This is a genomic window from Kribbella sp. NBC_00709 (assembly GCF_036226565.1).
Taxonomy (GTDB): Bacteria; Actinomycetota; Actinomycetes; order Propionibacteriales; family Kribbellaceae; genus Kribbella.
In genome coordinates this window covers 509,125-526,223 of the sequence record NZ_CP108996.1, presented here as the reverse complement: position 1 = coordinate 526,223, position 17,099 = coordinate 509,125, and the positions used below count along the sequence as shown (strand labels likewise).

At 67.7% G+C, this 17,099-nt stretch carries 9 protein-coding genes; 7 read left to right on the top strand and 2 right to left on the bottom strand.

Going from position 1 to position 17,099, the window contains the following annotated elements:
- From OHA18_RS02455 to OHA18_RS02440, 4 genes are all read left to right on the top strand, one after another.
- Positions 1 to 1,560: an FAD-dependent oxidoreductase gene (locus tag OHA18_RS02455; RefSeq protein ID WP_329001870.1), complete on the top strand. Its 1,560-nt coding sequence runs from the start codon at positions 1 to 3 to the stop codon at positions 1,558 to 1,560.
- A gap of 13 nt (positions 1,561 to 1,573) precedes the next feature.
- Positions 1,574 to 3,001 (top strand): cellulase family glycosylhydrolase, encoded by a 1,428-nt coding sequence (locus OHA18_RS02450; RefSeq protein WP_329001869.1) that lies wholly within the window; start codon positions 1,574 to 1,576, stop codon positions 2,999 to 3,001.
- Between the two features lie 8 nt (positions 3,002 to 3,009).
- On the top strand, positions 3,010 to 5,106 hold the full coding sequence (locus tag OHA18_RS02445; protein WP_329001868.1) for a DUF6351 family protein: 2,097 nt from the start codon (positions 3,010 to 3,012) through the stop codon (positions 5,104 to 5,106).
- 141 nt (positions 5,107 to 5,247) lie between these two features.
- Complete coding sequence (locus OHA18_RS02440; protein WP_329001867.1) at positions 5,248 to 6,888, top strand: DUF222 domain-containing protein; 1,641 nt, start codon at positions 5,248 to 5,250, stop codon at positions 6,886 to 6,888.
- Positions 6,889 to 6,892: 4 nt separating this feature from the next.
- Here the strand turns inward: OHA18_RS02440 and OHA18_RS02435 are convergent, their stop codons facing one another.
- Positions 6,893 to 9,721: a glycoside hydrolase family 2 TIM barrel-domain containing protein gene (locus OHA18_RS02435; protein WP_329001866.1), complete on the bottom strand. Its 2,829-nt coding sequence runs from the start codon at positions 9,719 to 9,721 to the stop codon at positions 6,893 to 6,895.
- Positions 9,718 to 11,487 (bottom strand): glycoside hydrolase family 127 protein, encoded by a 1,770-nt coding sequence (locus OHA18_RS02430; RefSeq protein WP_329001864.1) that lies wholly within the window; start codon positions 11,485 to 11,487, stop codon positions 9,718 to 9,720. The genes OHA18_RS02435 and OHA18_RS02430 overlap by 4 nt, the downstream gene beginning before the upstream one ends.
- Before the next feature lie 229 nt (positions 11,488 to 11,716).
- On the opposite strand from OHA18_RS02430, the gene OHA18_RS02425 reads away from it, so the two are divergent.
- The 3 genes from OHA18_RS02425 to OHA18_RS02415 are packed head-to-tail and all read left to right on the top strand — an operon-like array spanning position 11,717 to position 17,098.
- Positions 11,717 to 14,110 carry an Ig-like domain-containing protein gene (locus OHA18_RS02425; RefSeq protein ID WP_329001863.1) on the top strand — a complete coding sequence of 798 codons (2,394 nt, stop codon included), beginning with the start codon at positions 11,717 to 11,719 and terminating at the stop codon, positions 14,108 to 14,110.
- A gap of 7 nt (positions 14,111 to 14,117) precedes the next feature.
- Positions 14,118 to 16,100: an ABC transporter substrate-binding protein gene (locus tag OHA18_RS02420; protein WP_329001862.1), complete on the top strand. Its 1,983-nt coding sequence runs from the start codon at positions 14,118 to 14,120 to the stop codon at positions 16,098 to 16,100.
- Entirely contained in the window at positions 16,100 to 17,098 is a 999-nt protein-coding gene (locus OHA18_RS02415; RefSeq protein WP_329001860.1) for an ABC transporter permease, read from the top strand. Before OHA18_RS02420 ends, OHA18_RS02415 begins: the two co-directional genes overlap by 1 nt.
- Position 17,099 lies beyond the last annotated feature (1 nt).

The window sequence follows — 17,099 nt, the reverse complement described above, 5'->3', positions numbered from 1 at the left end:
GTGGAGCTCGAGACGGATGTCCTGGTCGTCGGCGGCGGACTCGGTGGGGTCGCGGCGGCGCTGACCGCGGTGCGGCTGGGTCATCGCGTCGTACTGACCGAGCCGACCGATTGGCTGGGCGGGCAGCTGACCAGCCAACTGGTGCCGCCCGACGAGCACCCATGGATCGAGGAGTACGCCGCCACCGGGTACGCCGAACTCCGCCGGCGGATCCGGGACTACTACCGCCGGAACTACCCGCTGACCCCCGAGGCCGCGGCCGATCCGTTGCTCGACCCGGGACGCGGTGTCGTCAGCCGGTTCTGCCACGAGCCCCGCGTGGCCGCCGCAGTACTCGAGGAGATGCTCGCGCCGTGGCGAGCCTCCGGCCGGCTCCGGGTGTTCCTCGAGCACTCGGCGATCTCGGCATTCGCCAACGGTGACGAGATCGAGGCGGTGACGCTCCGGGATGTACGCAGCGGCGACGACCTGACCGTGTCCGCGACGTACGTAATCGACGCGACCGAGCTCGGCGACCTGCTGGAGCTGGGAGGAGTCGAGCACGTCATCGGCGCGGAAGGTCGCGACCAAACCGGCGAGCTGCACGCGCCGGACGTCGCGAATCCCCTTGATCAGCAGGCATTCTCGTGGTGCTTCGCCCTGGAGCATCGGGCCGGGGAGGACCATACGATCGACCGGCCGGCCGGGTATGAGCATTGGCGGGACACGGTCGCCCCGTTCTGGCCGGGATCGCAGCTGTCCTGGACCGACGTCGTACCGGTGACGCTGAAGCAGCGGGAGTGGAAGCTGCTCGCGGCGAACCCGGGCCACCGCGCCCCGTTCTCACTCTGGCGCTACCGGCAGATCCTTGCCAGCAGCAACTTTGTCGACAAGGCGATCCCGGATGTCACGGTGGTGAACTGGCCCCAGCTCGACTACTGGGAGGCGCCGCTCCTGGGCGCGGGTGATCCGGCGGGCGCGTTGGCCGCGAGCCGGGACCTGTCGCTGTCCTTCCTGTACTGGATGCAGACCGACGGCGGGTACCCGGGCCTGCGGTTGCGGCCGGACGTCACCGGCACGGCGGACGGTCTGGCCAAGGCGCCGTACATCCGGGAATCGCGCCGGATCCAGGCCGAGTTCACCGTGCTCGAGCAGCACGTCGGCGTGGAGGCGCGGCCGGACGGGGCGGGCAGCGAGGTGTTCGCCGACACTGTCGGGATCGGCCGGTACCGGATCGACCTGCATCCGAGTACGGCGGGCCGAAACTACGTGGACATCGAGGCGTACCCGTTCCAGATCCCGCTCGGCGCGCTGATCCCGGTCCGCGTCGACAACTTGCTCCCGGCCAACAAGAACATTGGGACGACCCACATCACCAATGGTTGCTACCGCCTGCACCCGGTCGAATGGAGTATCGGCGAGGCGGTTGGCGCACTGGTCGGTTTCTGCCTGACCGAAGGCCTGTCACCACGCAAGGTCCGCACCGATCCCACCCATCTGGCCGACTACCAACGTCTCCTCACCGATGGCCTCGGCACCCGGATCGCTTGGCCGGAGGAGATCCGCACCCATCGCGACTGAAAGGGATGATGCTGTGCTCCGAAAGTCTTTGGCCGCCCTGTGTACTGCGTTGCTGTTCTCCGCTGCGTCCTTGGTGAACGCATCCGCGCAGACCACCGCCCTCCCCGCCCTGCACACCGAAGACAATCGCATCAAGAACAGCGCCGGGACCACCGTGACCCTCAAGGGTCTCTCGGTCATCGCCCCCGAACAGAACGCCGTCTGCACCGACTGCAACTCCAAACCGATCAACGACCTGATCGACATGACCGTCTCCAACGGCTGGAACTCGAAGGTCCTCCGCCTGCTCGTCACCGAGGCGATCGGCAAGGACCTGAACGCGTACGACGCGACGTACATCAAGCCGTACGTCGACCACGCCGTCGCCAAGGGTCTCTACGTGATCATCGACCTGCATCTGGTCCGCAACTACGGTGACGCGGCCGGCGCCGTACCGCAGTCCGACGTGAAGGGCTTCTGGGACTTCATCGCCCCGCGGTACGCGAACAACCCGAACGTGTTGTTCGAGGTGTTCAACGAGCCGATCGCGCCGGACAACTGGGCCACCTGGAAGTCGTACATCCAGCCGGTCGTGGACTCGATCCGGTCGGTGGCGTCGAACGTGATCCTGATGGGTAGCCCGTCCTGGAGCACCCGGCTGAACGGAGCGCTCACCGACCCGATCACCGGCGGCAACATCGCCTACGTCTACCACCTCTACCCGAACCAGGGGCCGGCGACCGCGGCCAGTCTGGATCCCAAGTTCGGCACCGCGTCGGCGACGTTGCCGGTGGTGCTGACGGAGTTCGGCTGGGACCCGTCACCGTCGGCGAACCAGGTCACCGCCGGTACGACGTCCGGCTGGGGACTGCCCCTGCGGCAGTACCTGGATGCTCGTCCACAGATCGGGTGGCTCGGCTGGGTGTTCGACAACTTCTGGGCACCGGTGATGTTCGACAAGAACTGGAACCTGCTGTCCGGCGAGTACGAGGGCGCCTTCATCCGCGACTGGCTGGCCGGGGCGCCGGCGGTCTCACCGTGTTCCGACCACCTGGCCCGCGGGGCGATGGTCACCGCGTCGTCGACGTACGACGCGAACTCGGGCGCGCCGAAAGCGGTTGACGGTTCCTGTCTGGACAGCGGACGCTGGATGTCCGCGGAGGGTGACACGGCTCCGGTGCTCACAGTGGATCTGGGGACCTACAAGGATGTGAGTCAGGTGGACGTCTACAGCGGGTACGGGTACCCGAACGTTGCCACCGGCACCGTCCTGACCGCGTTCATGGTCGAGGGGCACACGTCCGCGGGCTGGGTCCAGCTGGGCAGCTACACCGCCAACACCCGCGCCCTGGTCTCGACCGCGGTCACGTCGGCGGCGCTCGACCAGATCCGCCTGACGATCACCGATCCGTCCAGCACCACACCCGACATCGCCCGGGTCTACGAGGTGGCCGCCCACTAGGAGGACGCGTGATCGGTTCCCGACCAGTTCGGCTGGCCGTAGTTCTGCTCGCCAGTGCGCTTGTTCTCCCCGCGGTTCCGGCCGTGGCGTCGCGGGAGGTCAAGCTGGAGATCCTGTCCGGCCGCCCGGACAAGGTGACCGGTGGCGACGCGCTCGTCCATGTCGACACACCGGATGCTCACGTCCGGGTGACGCTCAACGGCACGGATGTGTCGTCGGTGTTCACTGCTGACGCCGACGGGCTGACTGGACTGGTCGGGGACCTGCGATCGGGATCGAACGTCCTCCGCGCCGAAGCCGACGGACGGCGCACGACGCTCGAGGTGCGCAACTATCCGCGGCAAGGGCCGGTGTTCTCGGGGCCGCACGAGCAGCCGTTCGTCTGTGAGACGGCACAGTTCGCGATCCCGGTGATCGGTCGGACGCTCGGCGAACCGTTGGACGCGGACTGCACGGTCGCGCCGCGGGTCGACTACTTCTACCGGACGACCGCGGGGACGTACGTGAAGTGGCCGGCCGGCGCGACGTCGTACCCGACTGATCTGGCGAAGACGGACGCCGGTGATCCGTTCATCGTCCGGATGGAGACGGGGAGCGCGAACCGGGCCGTCGTACAGACGACGATGTTGCACGATCCGCTGCGGGAGGCCGCGCCGACGCCGACGCGGCGGTCGTCGAGCTGGAACGGGCGGGCGATCTTCACCCTCGGAGGTGGGTGCGCCGGCGGGTGGTACCGGTCGGGGTCCACGACCGGCGGGGTGACGGATCCGTTCCTGCTCGGGCGCGGGTACGCACTCATGTCGTCGTCGCTCAACGTCTTCGGCCAGAACTGTAACGACCTGACGGCGGCGGAGTCGGCGATGATGACGAAGGAGCTGTTCGTCGAGCATTACGGGCGGCCTGTGTACACGGTCGGGTTCGGGTGCTCGGGCGGTTCGTATCAGGCGCACCAGATCACCGACAACTATCCGGGGATCTTCGACGGGATCGTTGTCGGGTGTTCGTTCCCGGAGGTCGGGTTCGGCACGATCTCGTTCATCAGCGACTCGTGGTTGCTGGACTCGTACTTCAACAAGTCGAGCCTCGCGTGGACACAGGAGCAGAAGCGGCAGGTAGCCGGGTTCGCGACGTACGCGACGCTCCCGAGTATGGCGGTCAGCGCGAACCGGATCGACCCGCGGCGCAACTGCGACATCGTCCCGGCGGCGCAGCGCTACGACCCGGACTCGAACCCTCGCGGCGTGCGGTGCGACGTGTTCGACCACACGGTGAACGTGTACGGCGCGGATCCGGCGACCGGGTTCGTCCGGCGGCCGCTGGACAACGTCGGCGTGCAGTACGGGCTCGGCGTACTGAAGTCCGGGGTGATCACGCCGGATCAGTTCCTCGATCTGAACCAGCGGATCGGCGGGTTCGACGCGGACGCGAACCTGGTGCCCGCTCGTACTGTCGCGGATCAGGCGGCGGTGGGTACGGCGTACCGGACGGGGCGGCTGACCAACGGCGGGGGAGGGCTGAAGGACGTGCCGATCATCGACTACCGGGCGTACTTCGACACTCAGTCGGACGGCGATATCCATGTCCGCTACCACACGTTCTCGATGCGGGCGCGGTTGGAGAAGGCGAACGGCACGGCGGCGAATCAGGTGAGCCTGCTCGAGGACGCTCGGTATGGACTGTTCAGCACGGACAGCCCGTTGCTGCAGCATGCGGTCGACTCGATGGATCGCTGGTTGACCGTGCTGGAAGCCGACGGCACCTCGCGCCCGAGGATCGACAAGATCGTCGCGGCGAAGCCCGATGAGTTGGTCGAGGGGTGCCGCGGGCCTTCCGGCTTCATCGCGCAGCCGTTGAACCGGGACCCGGCGTCGCGGTGCGAGCAGCTGTTCCCATCGGCGTCGTTCCCGCGAGAGGTCGCCGGCGCCGGCGTCGCCGCAGACATCATCAAGTGCAAGCTGCACGCACCCGCACGGTCGGACTATCCAGGCTTGACCGACGCCCAATGGACGCGCCTGCGGACGATCTTCCCCCGCGGCGTGTGCGACTGGTCGAAGCCTGGGGTTGGTCAGCAACCGTTGGCCGGGACGTGGCTGACCTTCGACTGACTGCAGGTAGCTGAGGTGACAGTGTGAGGTGTCTACACTGGTTGCCTCGCCGTCGCGATGTGATGTTTCCCCTTGTGGATAAGGGGTTTCCGGCTACGGTCTGGTTTGCGGCGGGCCCAGCTGCGGCGTATTCTCGAAAACATGTTCGAGGGCGATCTGAGTGAGTTGCCGACGGCTGACCTGCTGGAGTCGGCCGCGGAGTACCGTGCGGTGGCCGACCGGGCCGACGCGCGGCTCATCGAGGTCGCCTTGGTCTACGCCGACCGCTACCACCCCTCGGCACACCCCGGCCGCGCCGATCGTCTCCCGTGCGACGGGCGGGAGCGGGTGGTGGTGCTGGGCGGTGAAGGCTGCCCGGAGATCTTGGAGTTCGCGATCGCGGAGTTCGCGGTGATGCTGGGGCTCTCGGCAGGTGTAGCAGCCGACTACCTGGGTCAGGCGTTGGCGTTACGGCACCGGTTCCCGTTCACCTGGGCGCGAGTGCTGGCCGGTGAGGCGACGCCGTGGAAGGCGCGGCGGATCGTCACCGACTGCGCCAAACTCTCGAAGGAGGCCGCGGCGTACGTCGACAAGCGGGTCGCGCGGCTGGTGGATTCGATCAGGCCGTATCGGCTGAACAAGATCGTCAAGGCCGCAAAGATGCACGCCGACGCCGACCAGGCCCGCGCGGAGGCGGCCGAGAAGGCCCGCGAGCGCGGCGTCTTCGTCGGCCAAGCGAACGAGCACGGCACCAAAACCATGGTCATCAAGGCCGCCGCAGGTGCGGTCATCCGCAACGAGGCGACCCTCGCCGCGATCGCCGACGCGCTCAAGACCTTCGGCGACACCCGCGGAGTCCAGGCCCGCCGAGCCGACGCCGTCGGCATCATCGCCGACCCCCGCTTCACCCAAGAACTCCTCACCCAAGCCCACACCCACCACCTCACCACCCCGGACAACGCGACCCCGGACAACCCCAGGCCGGACAGCGCCTCCTCGGACGGTATCTCCTCGGGCGCGGGTTCGCGGTGGGGTGACGATGACCTGCTCGACGACGCGGTGAGCAGTTGGGATGAGCCGTGCCCGGACGTCGAGGCCATGGTTCCGGACCCACTCGACACGGCTTCCAACGACCCGGCTTCCAACGACCCGGTAGCACCTTTCGACCCGCGCGATCCCCACCTCCACCTCGACCCCGACGACGGCGAACCCATGGACGCCGCAGCCCAGCGCGCCCTGCACTCCCACCTGGCCCGAATCAAACACGACGCCCACACCAACCCCGGCAGCGACCGCGGTACACGGGTACGGCCGGGCAAGACCGAGATCTATGTGCACCTCACCGATCACACCCTTGCCACCGGCACCGGCGTACTGCGCGCCGAAGGTCTCGGCCCGATGCTCGCCGACCAGCTCGCCGAACTCGTCGGCCACGGCCCCTACATCGTGAAGCCGGTCATCGATCTGAACGATGCGGTGAGTGTGGATGCCTACGAGATCCCCGACCGGATCCGCGAACGCGTCAAGCTCACCCATCCCGTCGAGGTCTTTCCGTACGGCACGCGCGAAACCATCCGATCCATGGACCTGGACCATCTGCGGCCCTACGACCCCCTCGGCCCACCAGGTCAAACCTCCACCACCAACCTCGCACCGCTGGGCCGATTCGGCCATCGGGTGAAGACCCACGCCATCGGCTGGGACGTCCGCCGCGTCGACCGCACAACCCTGGAATGGACCACACCCCACGGCTTCCGATTCCATGTCGACCCCACCGGCACCCACCGAGTGCCGGATCCGTGAACCGTCAGCCCAGGCTGAACCGGAACCGGTGCGGACGAGCCTGCAGGTCGTGCGGCGGGAGGATCGGGGCGCCGCTGGTCGGACTGCCGAGGCCGTGTTGGAGGGCATCCAGCGTGATCCAGACTCGATCTCCGGGGGTGAGATCCGCTGGGTGCTCCGCGGCGGCCAGGTCGGCGATGGTCCACCGGCGTACCGTCAGTGCGACCTGCGGATCGCCGGTCAGGCGGAGCAGTCCCGGCGTACCGGACAGCTCGGCCCAGCGAACGTTGCCGCGGGCGCCGTTCTCCTGGGGATAGAGGTACGGCACCTGGAAGTCGTCGATCGTCGACGTGTACTGTCCGACCCGCGCCGCTGCCCGTGAGTCCGGATACGCCTGCCCCGGACCCAGCCCGAACCAACTCACCTGCCGGAATCCGGCCGGCACCCCGAACGTCACTCCCAACCGAGCCCACGGCACCGTCCACTCACCCAACGGCTCGATCTCGACGTCCGCCGTCAAGGCGTCCCCATCCGAGGTCCACCGGTACGTCGTCAGCACCCGAGCATCCGTTGCCGCCGCGCCGACCATCATCACGACCGTCAGCTCATCTCCGGCCGCGTCGACCGACACGGTCCGGTACCGGAGCCGATCCAGTCCGGCATTCGTCCACCGCGACTTCCGGTCCAACGTCGTCGCGTCCCACGTGCGCGCATCATGCTGAGTTGGCGCCCGCCACAGCTCCAACGGCACATGCTCAACCTCCCACCCATGCAACCCGACAAGCCGCCCCGTCCCGGGGTCAAACCTCCCCGGGCCAACCCGCAGAACCCCCGAAAGCCGCGACACCGCCCATCGGTTCCCCACGGGTGAGTGCGGGATGGCTGGTGTCACCCTCGCCTGGGTGAATGCGACCTCGTGACCCGCGGCCGCCCACGGGCTGTCCTCGGCGAGCACGGCCCGGATCGTCAACCATTGTTCGCAGTTCTGAGCCGGCAGGGCGGGAAGCTTCAGCGTTGCGGACTGACCGGCCGGGATGACGGGGACGTCCAGGGTGCCACGCGCGACGACGATGCCCTCGTCGGCCGCATCCCAGTGGAGAGCGAGATGGCTCGTGTCGCGGACGTCGTACCTGTTGGTGATCGTGAGGGTCTCGTCGGCAATAGACATGCGGACGGGCTCGTAGACCTTGTGGACCTCGGCCAGGACCGGCTGCGGACTGAGGTCGGGGAAGACGAGACCGTCCAGGACATAGGTGCCGTCGTGGAGTTCTTCGCCGAAGTCGCCGCCGTAGCCGTAGGAACCATCGGCCCGCAGGATCCCGTGCTCCATCCACTCCCACAGGAACCCGCCCTGGCACCGTTCGTACGCATCGAACAGCGCCTCGTACTCCGGCAACCCGCCCGGACCGTTGCCCCCGGCATGCGAATACTCACACAGCACGAACGGCATCGCCCGCCGCCGAGCATCCAACGCAGGATCGTCGAGCGGCTTCTCGGCCCGCTTCCCGATCGCCTCCACCTCGGCATGCGACGCGTACATCCGGCTGTACACATCCACATCCGCACACGTCAGATCGCCCTCGTAGTGCACCGGCCGCGACGGATCGCGATCGCGGGTCCACGCAGCCATCGCCGTGAGATTCGACCCGACGCCGGCCTCGTTGCCCAGCGACCACATCACGACGCACGGATGGTTCTTGTCCCGCTCGACCGTCCGCCGCATCCGGTCCAGCGAGGCGTCCAGGAACCGCGGGTCGTCGGCCGGGTTCCCGCGCCAGTCGAGCAGGAAGAACCCGTGGGTCTCGTAGTCGCACTCGTCCATCACCCAGAACCCGAGCTCGTCGCACAGCTCCAGCAACCGCGAGTCCGGCGGATAATGACTGGTCCGGATCGCGTTGATGTTGTGCCGCTTCATCACCAGCAGTTCTTCGCGCATCCGCTGATGAGGTACGGCGCGACCGAACACCGGATCGTGCTCATGCCGGTTCACTCCGCGGAACACGATCCGCCGCCCGTTGACCCGCAGTACCCCGTCGACGATCTCCACGGTCCGGAACCCGATCCGCAACGAAACCCGCTGACCCGGCAGCTCCACGACCGCGTCGTACAACCGCGGCACCTCCGCCGACCACGGTTCGACGCCTGGGATCGTCACCGACTCCCCACAGGGCACCGCCGCGTCCAACGACGGGATCCGCACCACCGCACCGGGCACCGACTCCACGAGCAACAACCCGGCGCCGTCCGCATAGTCCGCGTGGACGAAGACGTCCACCGGTTGCGAGATCAGCGTGACGTCCCGGAAGATCCCCGGCAGCCACCACATGTCCTGGTCCTCGAGGTACGAACCTGACGACCACTGATGCACCCGCACCGCCAGCACGTTCCGCCCCGCCCGCAACACGTCGTCGACCGCGAACTCGGCCGGCAGCCGAGAACCTCGCGTCACGCCGAGCTCGACCCCGTTCAGCCACACCCGCGCGCACGAGTCCACGCCGTCGAACCGCAGTACCGACGGCCCGCTCCAGGAAGCCGGCAGCTCGAACACGAGCCGATGGTCGCCGGTCGGGTTCTCGTCCGGCACGCACGGCGGGTCCACCGGGAACGGGTACTTCTGGTTCGTGTACGCCGGACTCCCGTGCCCGTGCATCGGCCACGACGATGGCACCGGCAGCCAATCCCAGTCCGAGTCGTCGAAGTCCACGGCCTCGAAACCTTCCGCAGCCGCAGCCACGGACGGCGCCAACCGGAACCGCCACTGCCCGTTCAGGCTCAACCGGGGAGCATCCGACCGTACGGCGGCCCGCGGCGCCAGCGCGCCGTACCCGGGACCCGGATCTTCCCAGTAGTTCACGCGATCTCCCGGATCCACACCGTCATCGTTCCGACCGTCCGGTTCGCCCAGGCGTAGTAGGGGATCGCAGTCAGCGGCCCATCGCGGCCCGGGACCTCGACCGTCGTCACACCACCGAGCAACTCCGGCTGCTCCCGCTCGATCAGCTCACCAGCCGCCACCACCGCCGAGTCGAGTACGACGTCGGCGTCCTGCTGCTCGAAGCAGTAGACCAGCGGACCGCGCTCGATCGCGACGCACCCGCGCACCGAGTCGATCCGCTCATCGGGCCTGGTACGGCGGGCCGCGACCGGCAACTCGAGCACGACCTCATCGCCTACCGACCACACCCGCCGCAACGGCCCTTCGAACCCGTTGATCGTCACCCGATGGCTGTCCGCCCAGGCCGGGATCCGAAGCCCGAGCGTCCACGGCTCGTCCGGCGCCGACGTGATCCGCACCCGCACCGTGCCGTGCCACGGGTATTCCGTCGCTACCTCGAACCCCACGTGGCCGACAGGAATGTCAGCGGCCACCGAAGCCGGTGCGTACAGCTGCACCTGTACGCCGTCGTCGTCCGAGGTCGCAACCAGCTGATCCAGCGACGACAGCGTCCGCATCACATTCGGCGGGCAGCACGCGGTACCGAACCAGGGCTGCCGGCCGCCGACCGCGGACCGTTGATCGTCGGCGAAGGCATCGGCCCGGACCTTCAACGTGTTCACGTAGAAGAACCGGTCGCCGGTGAGCGAGACACCGGAGATCACCGCGTTGTAGAGCGTCCGCTCGATCAGGTCGGCGTACTTGCTCTCACCCGTTGCCAGCAGCAACCGCCAGCTCCACTGCACGCCGGCGATCGCGGCGCAGGTCTCGCAGTACGCCGCGTCCGGTGGCAGCTCGAACGGGTCGCCGAACGCCTCGCCGTACCAGCGCGACCCGACGCCACCGGTCAGGTACATCTGACTCTCGACCATCGTCTGCCATGTCGTCTGCAACGCCTCGAGCAACTCGGCATCCGACGTCTCGACCGCGACATCGGTCGCGCCGGCCGCGAGGTACAGCGCCCGGACCGCGTGGCCGGCGATCGTGCGGACCTGGCGCACCGGCAAGTGATCCTGGAAGTACGCCGGCCCATGGTGGCCCGGGGGAGTGAGCAACCCGTGGCCACGGGCCTCGACGAAGTACGACGCCAGCTCCAGGTACGCCGCTGTGCCGGTCTCGCGATAGAGGTCGACGAGCGCCATCTCGATCAACGGATGACCGTCGACACCCTCCAGCCGGCCCGGCCCGAATGTCTTGCACAGGTGATCCGCGAACCGGCAGGCGACGTCGAGCAGGGTGCGATCCCCGGTCGCACGGACCTGCGCGACGGCTGCCTGCAACAGGTGGCCCGCGCAGTACAGCTCGTGGCCCTTCTCCAGGTCGCCGTAGCGCTGACCGCCGAGCGCCAGGCGGGTGTGGGTGTTCAGATATCCGTCGGGCTCCTGCGCCGCCGCGACCAACGCGCTCGCGCCGGACTGCCATCCGGCGAGGTCGGCGGACGGCTCGCGGGCCTGTTCCCAGGCGACTGCCTCGAGCCATTTGTAGACGTCCGTGTCGGCGAAGAGCTTGCCGGCGAACCCAGCCGCTTCTTGCCCGGCCGCAGCGCGGAAGTTCCGGAGCGTGCCGACTTCCTCGAGCCGCTCCGCCGCTGCCGGGATGGTCGTGTCGCGGTTGGTGCGCTGCCGGTCCAGCCAGAACCCGCCGCTGAGTTTCGTGCTACCGAGGGGGAGTGGGCGCAAGGGCATGCAGGCAAGGTAACCACCGCGCCGGACGTCGGGGCAAGAGTTCAGTGCAAACGATTGCGGACTCACAATCTCCCGCGTGCAAACGATTGCAATTTCTCGGCGTCACGCCCTTGACATCGGCTCGTAACCTCCGTGACCATGAGGGCCGTCGTTCCATTCGGACTTGACTAGATATTCAGACTGCGCGACTCAGCAGCCGCCGCCCCCTGCCGAAAGCGAGGCATGGACGATGACCGAAACCTCCCCGGACACCCGATCAGCCGCGGAGCCGCCCCCGACGCCGCCCGGCTGGTCCCGACGTGGCTTCGTCGGAACGACCGCTGCCGCCATCGGCGTCGCGTCCCTGGGCATCACGCCGACGGCGACTGCCAAGTCCGCGGTCAGCACCGATGACCGGCTGCCCGCCTTCCCCGGTGCCGAGGGCGCCGGCAAGTGGGCCACCGGCGGCCGCGGCGGATCCGTGTACGAAGTGACCACGCTGGCCGATTCCGGACCCGGGTCGCTCCGTGACGCCGTCTCCGGCTCCAACCGGACCATCGTGTTCCGGGTCTCTGGCACGATCCAGTTGGAAACCGGCCTGCAGATCGCCGGCAACAACCTGACCATCGCCGGACAGACCGCTCCTGGTGGCGGCATCTGCGTGGCCGGTCACAGCACCGGGATCAAGGGCAGTGCCCACGACATCGTGATCCGCTACGTCCGGTTCCGTCTCGGCGACGAGAACGAGATCGCGGACGACTCGTTCAACACCAACGTGCCCGGCTCGGTGAGCCCGGAGATCCGCAACCTGATCATCGACCACTGCTCGTTCAGCTGGGCGGTCGACGAGTGCCTCTCGCCGTACGGGAACTTCGACGTCACCGTCCAGTGGTGCATCGTGTCCGAAGGGCTGGCGCTGTCCGCGCACCCGAAGAACCGGCACGGGTACGGCGGGATCTGGGGCGGCGAGCGGAACACGTACCACCACAACCTGATCGCCCACCAGGGCGGCCGGCAGCCGCGCTTCGGCTACACCGAGGGCATCAACCTCGAGGTCGACCACTACAACAACGTGGTCTACGACCACGGCTACACCTCGGTGTACGGCGGTGAGTGGGCCAACGGCATCAACATCATGAACAACTTCTACAAGCCCGGTCCGACCACGCTGGGCGAGGTCGCGCCCGTCGTCCTGAGTGCGAACCGGGGCGGCCAGTGGTACGTCGCCGGCAACCAGGTCGAGGGCCACCCGGACGTCACCGCCCACAACCGGCGCGGCATCCGCTACCCGATCGGCGGCATCGTCGAGCTGACCGAGCCGCAGCCGATCCCGGGCCGCGGCGACATCCAGGCGGCCGCGAAGGCGTACGACGCGGTGCTGGCCAACGCCGGCGCGATCCTGCCGAAGCGCGACGCGGCCGACGCCCGGGTCGTCGAGGAGGTCCGCAACGGCACCGGCCGGCTGATCAACTCGCAGAAGGAGGTCGGCGGTTACCCGGAGCTCGTGCAGACCGAGGCGCCGGTGGACTCCGACCACGACGGCATCCCGGACTGGTGGGAGACGGCGAACGGCCTGGACCCGAACGACCCGTCCGACGCGCAGAAGGTCGCTCCGAACGGTTACACCTACCTGGAGAACTACCTCAACTCGCTCGTCCCGGACCCGGTCGGCAACCCCGCGATCCGGATCACCAGCCCGTCGCAGAACCAGACCATCCCGGGCCGGACCGCGCCGACCGTGACGATCAAGGCCGACGCAGCCGCCGCGAAGGGCGGTCAGCTCGCGAAGGTCGAGTTCTTCGCCGGCGATCAGGTCATCGGCACCGCGAGCAAAGCGCCGTACCAGATCCAATGGAAGAACGTTGCCGACGGCTCCTACTGGCTGACCGCGCGGGCCACCGACCAGAACGGTACGGCGACCCAGTCGACCGCGGTGCAGATCCACGTCAACAAGCAGGTGGGTACGACGGGCTGGACGTCGGCGTCCGTGGGGAGGCCGCCGGTGCCCGGCTCAGGCAGCCTGGACGGCGGGATCCTGACGATCAAGGGCTCCGGCCGGATCTACGGCCGGACCAGCAACTTCCACTACGTGTACCGCAAGCTCCAGGTCGGCGGCGCCGGCTCGGTCTGGCAACTCACCACCCGGCTGGACAAGCTCGGCAAAGTTGCCAACGGCATCACCGCCGGCCTGATGATCCGCGACACTCTCGACCCGGCCGCACCTTTCATGTACGGCGGTGTCGGCTTCGGCGTCGCCGGTGGGTACGGCACCGTGAACGACAATGCGGGGTCCGCGCCGGACACCACCGACGACGGCGGGATGAAGGCGCAGGCGATCCGGATCCAGACCGACGGCCCGAATCCGAGCGTCGGCCCCTGGCCGTGGGACGGGACCTATATGGACCCGACCAAGCAGTACTGGCTGCGGCTGCTCCGCAGGGAGCGTCCGCAGGCCAGGGAGGTCGAGTTCGAGGCCTTCATCTCGACGGATCAAGTCACGTGGGACCGCTTCGGCTACGAGAAGATCATGATGCCGAGCCGGACCTTCTACATCGGGTTCGCGGTCGATGGCGGCCAGGTCGACAACGACCTCGTCGACTACGGGACCGCGCAGTTCAGCAACATCGCGCTCGAGCAGCAGTGAGGTAGAGATGTCTGAAAGCACAATCAATCGGCGCCGGCTGCTGCAGGGCGGTCTGGGGCTGCTGGCCGTGGCAACCATCCCTGGGTGTGGCTTCTTCGACACCAAACCCGCGGGCTCCGGCGCGCAGGTCGCCGCAGCCGGCGAGAAGGAGTCGCCGATGCTGAAAGCCCTGGTGGACAAGGGATCGCTGCCCCCGCTGGCGGATCGGTTGCCGAAGAACCCGCCCGTGATCAAGCCGCTCGAAGGCAAGGCGCAGTACGGCGGGACCTGGCGCTCGGCGATGCTGACGCAGGAAGACACCCAGTGGCTGTGGTACGCGATGCACTACGAGCCGCTGCTGCGCTGGAAGCCGGACAAGGTCGGCAAGCCCGGGTACGACGAGCTGGAGGCGAACACCGCCGAGTTCACGGTCGATGCCGAGAGCAAGGTTTACACCTTCACCCTGCGCGAAGGCCTGAAGTGGTCGGACGGCAAGCCGTGCACGGCGGACGACCTGCTGTTCACGATCCTCGAGGTGCAGTGTGACGAAGGTCTGCACCCGGACGGCCTGTACGACGCGTTCCTGTCGCCGGACACCAACAAGATGGCGAAGGTCGAGAAGGTCGACGAGCGAACGGTCAAGATGACGTACTCGTCGCCGCAGCCTTCGCTGCTCGTCCAGATCGCCGATGCCATCTTCGAGCGTGAAGGCGCCTACGGGATGCTGCTGCCGAAGCACTACTTCCAGCAGTTCCACCTGAAGTACAACAAGAGCGCGAACGCGCTGGCGAAGAAGGCCGGTGTCGGGAGCTGGGTCGACCTGTTCAACCAGAAGCAGAACCCGTGGACCAACCCGGAGCAGCCGACGCTGGCGCCGTGGAAGGTGACCACCGCGCTCGGCAAGGGCTCCGCGGTCACCCTGACCCGGAACCCGTACTACTGGAAGGTCGACGACGCCGGCAGGCAGCTGCCGTACATCGACAACTGCCGGGTCGAGGTCGTGCAGGACGCGCAGGTCGAGCTGCTGAAGGTGATGAACGGCGAGTTCGGCATGCAGTACCGGAACTTCGGCACCGCGCAGAACAAGCCGGTGGTGGCGCAGAACCGGGCGAAGGGCGCCTACAAGATCTTCGAGGTGCCGACGCAGCTCACCAACACGATGGTCCTCGGGCTCAACCTGACCCACAAGGACCCGGCCAAGCGGGCGCTGTTCTCGAACAAAGAGTTCCGGGCCGGGCTGTCGCACGCGATCAACCGCAAGGAGGTCATCGACGCGGTGTACGCCGGTCAGGGTGAGCCCTGGCAGGGCGCGCCGGCGAAGGACTCGCCGTACTACAACGAGCAACTGGCCACGCAGTTCCTGGAATTCGACGCGGCCAAGGCCAACCAGCACCTGGACGCGGCCGGGCTGACGAAGAAGTCCGGCGACGGCCGGCGGCTCGGCGCCGACGGCAAGCCCGTGTCGGTCACCGTACTGATCAGCGAGTCGTTCCCGGACCACGTCGAGGCGATCGAGTTCATCAAGAAGCGCTGGGCCGCCGTCGGTATCGAGCTGCGGGCCCAGCCGGTCAGCGAGGACCTCTACAAGGAACGGGTCAAGGGCAACGATCACGACGCGGGGACCTGGACCTGCGGCACCTTCGTGCTGCCAACCGGCACCGGCGGTGACCACTACTGGGTGCCGACCAACGACGGCAGCGCGCGGTACGGCATCGGCTGGGCGCAGTGGTACCAGTCGCACGGCGAGAAGGGCACCAAGCCGCCTGCGGAGGTGCAGAAGCAGCTCGACCTGTTCACGCAGGCCCGGCAGGAGCCGGACGCGGCGAAGACGCTCGACCTGGGCAAGCAGGTGCTGCAGATCGCGGCCGACCAGTTCTACTACATCGGCATCAGCTCGGTGCCGAACACGTACGGCGTCGTCAAGAACGACTTCCACAACGTGCCGGCGCAGATGAACGAATCGGTTGCCCCCGGCATCGTCCACCCCGAGCAGTTCTCGATCGGCCAGTAATGCTGCGGTTCGTGGGCCGGCGGCTGGTCTGGATGTTCATCACGCTGGCGGCGATCTCGTTCGTCACCTTCGTGGTGATCAAGCTGCCGCCGGGCGACTACACCACCACGGTGATCGCGAACGCCGAGGCACGCGGCCAGGACATCCCCGACTCGCAGATCGCCGAGCTGAAGCGGCACTACGGTCTCGACAAGCCGTTCATGGTGCAGTACCTGACCTGGATCGGCGGCGTCGTACTGCACGGTGACCTCGGCCAGTCGTTCGCCTGGAACCAATCGGTCTCGAGCCTGATCGGCAACCGGGTGCTGCTGTCGATGGTGCTGTCGATCGCCAGCCTGCTGTTCGTCTGGGCGATCGCGTTCCCGATAGGTATCTACAGCGCGCTGAGACAGTACTCGGGCGGCGACTACGTGGCATCGTTCCTCGGCTTCATCGGGATGGCCGTTCCGGAGTTCATGCTCGCGCTGGTGATGATGTACGTCGGGTTCCGGTACTTCGGCCAGAGTGTCGGCGGACTGTTCTCACCGCAGTACGCCGACGCCGCGTGGAACCTGGGCAAGCTGCTCGACCTGATCGCACACCTGTGGATCCCGATCGTCGTGGTCGGGGTCGCCGGTACGGCTGGGCTGATCCGGATCACCCGGGCCAACCTGCTCGACGAGCTGCACAAGCCGTACGTCGCGACCGCGCGGGCGAAGGGTCTGCCGGAGTGGAAGCTGCTGCTCAGGTACCCGGTCCGGATGTCGCTCAGCCCGTTCTTCAGCACGGTCGGCTGGTTGCTGCCGGGCCTGATCAGCGGCGAGACGATCGTGTCGGTCGTGATGAGCCTGCCGACCAGCGGTCCGCTGCTGCTCGGCGCGGTGAAGAGCCAGGACATGTACCTGGTCGGCAGCTTCGTGCTGATCCTCAGCACGCTGACCGTGATCGGCACGATGCTCAGCGACCTCGCCCTGGCCTGGTGGGATCCGCGGATCCGCGCCCGGTTCCAGAAGGGATAGA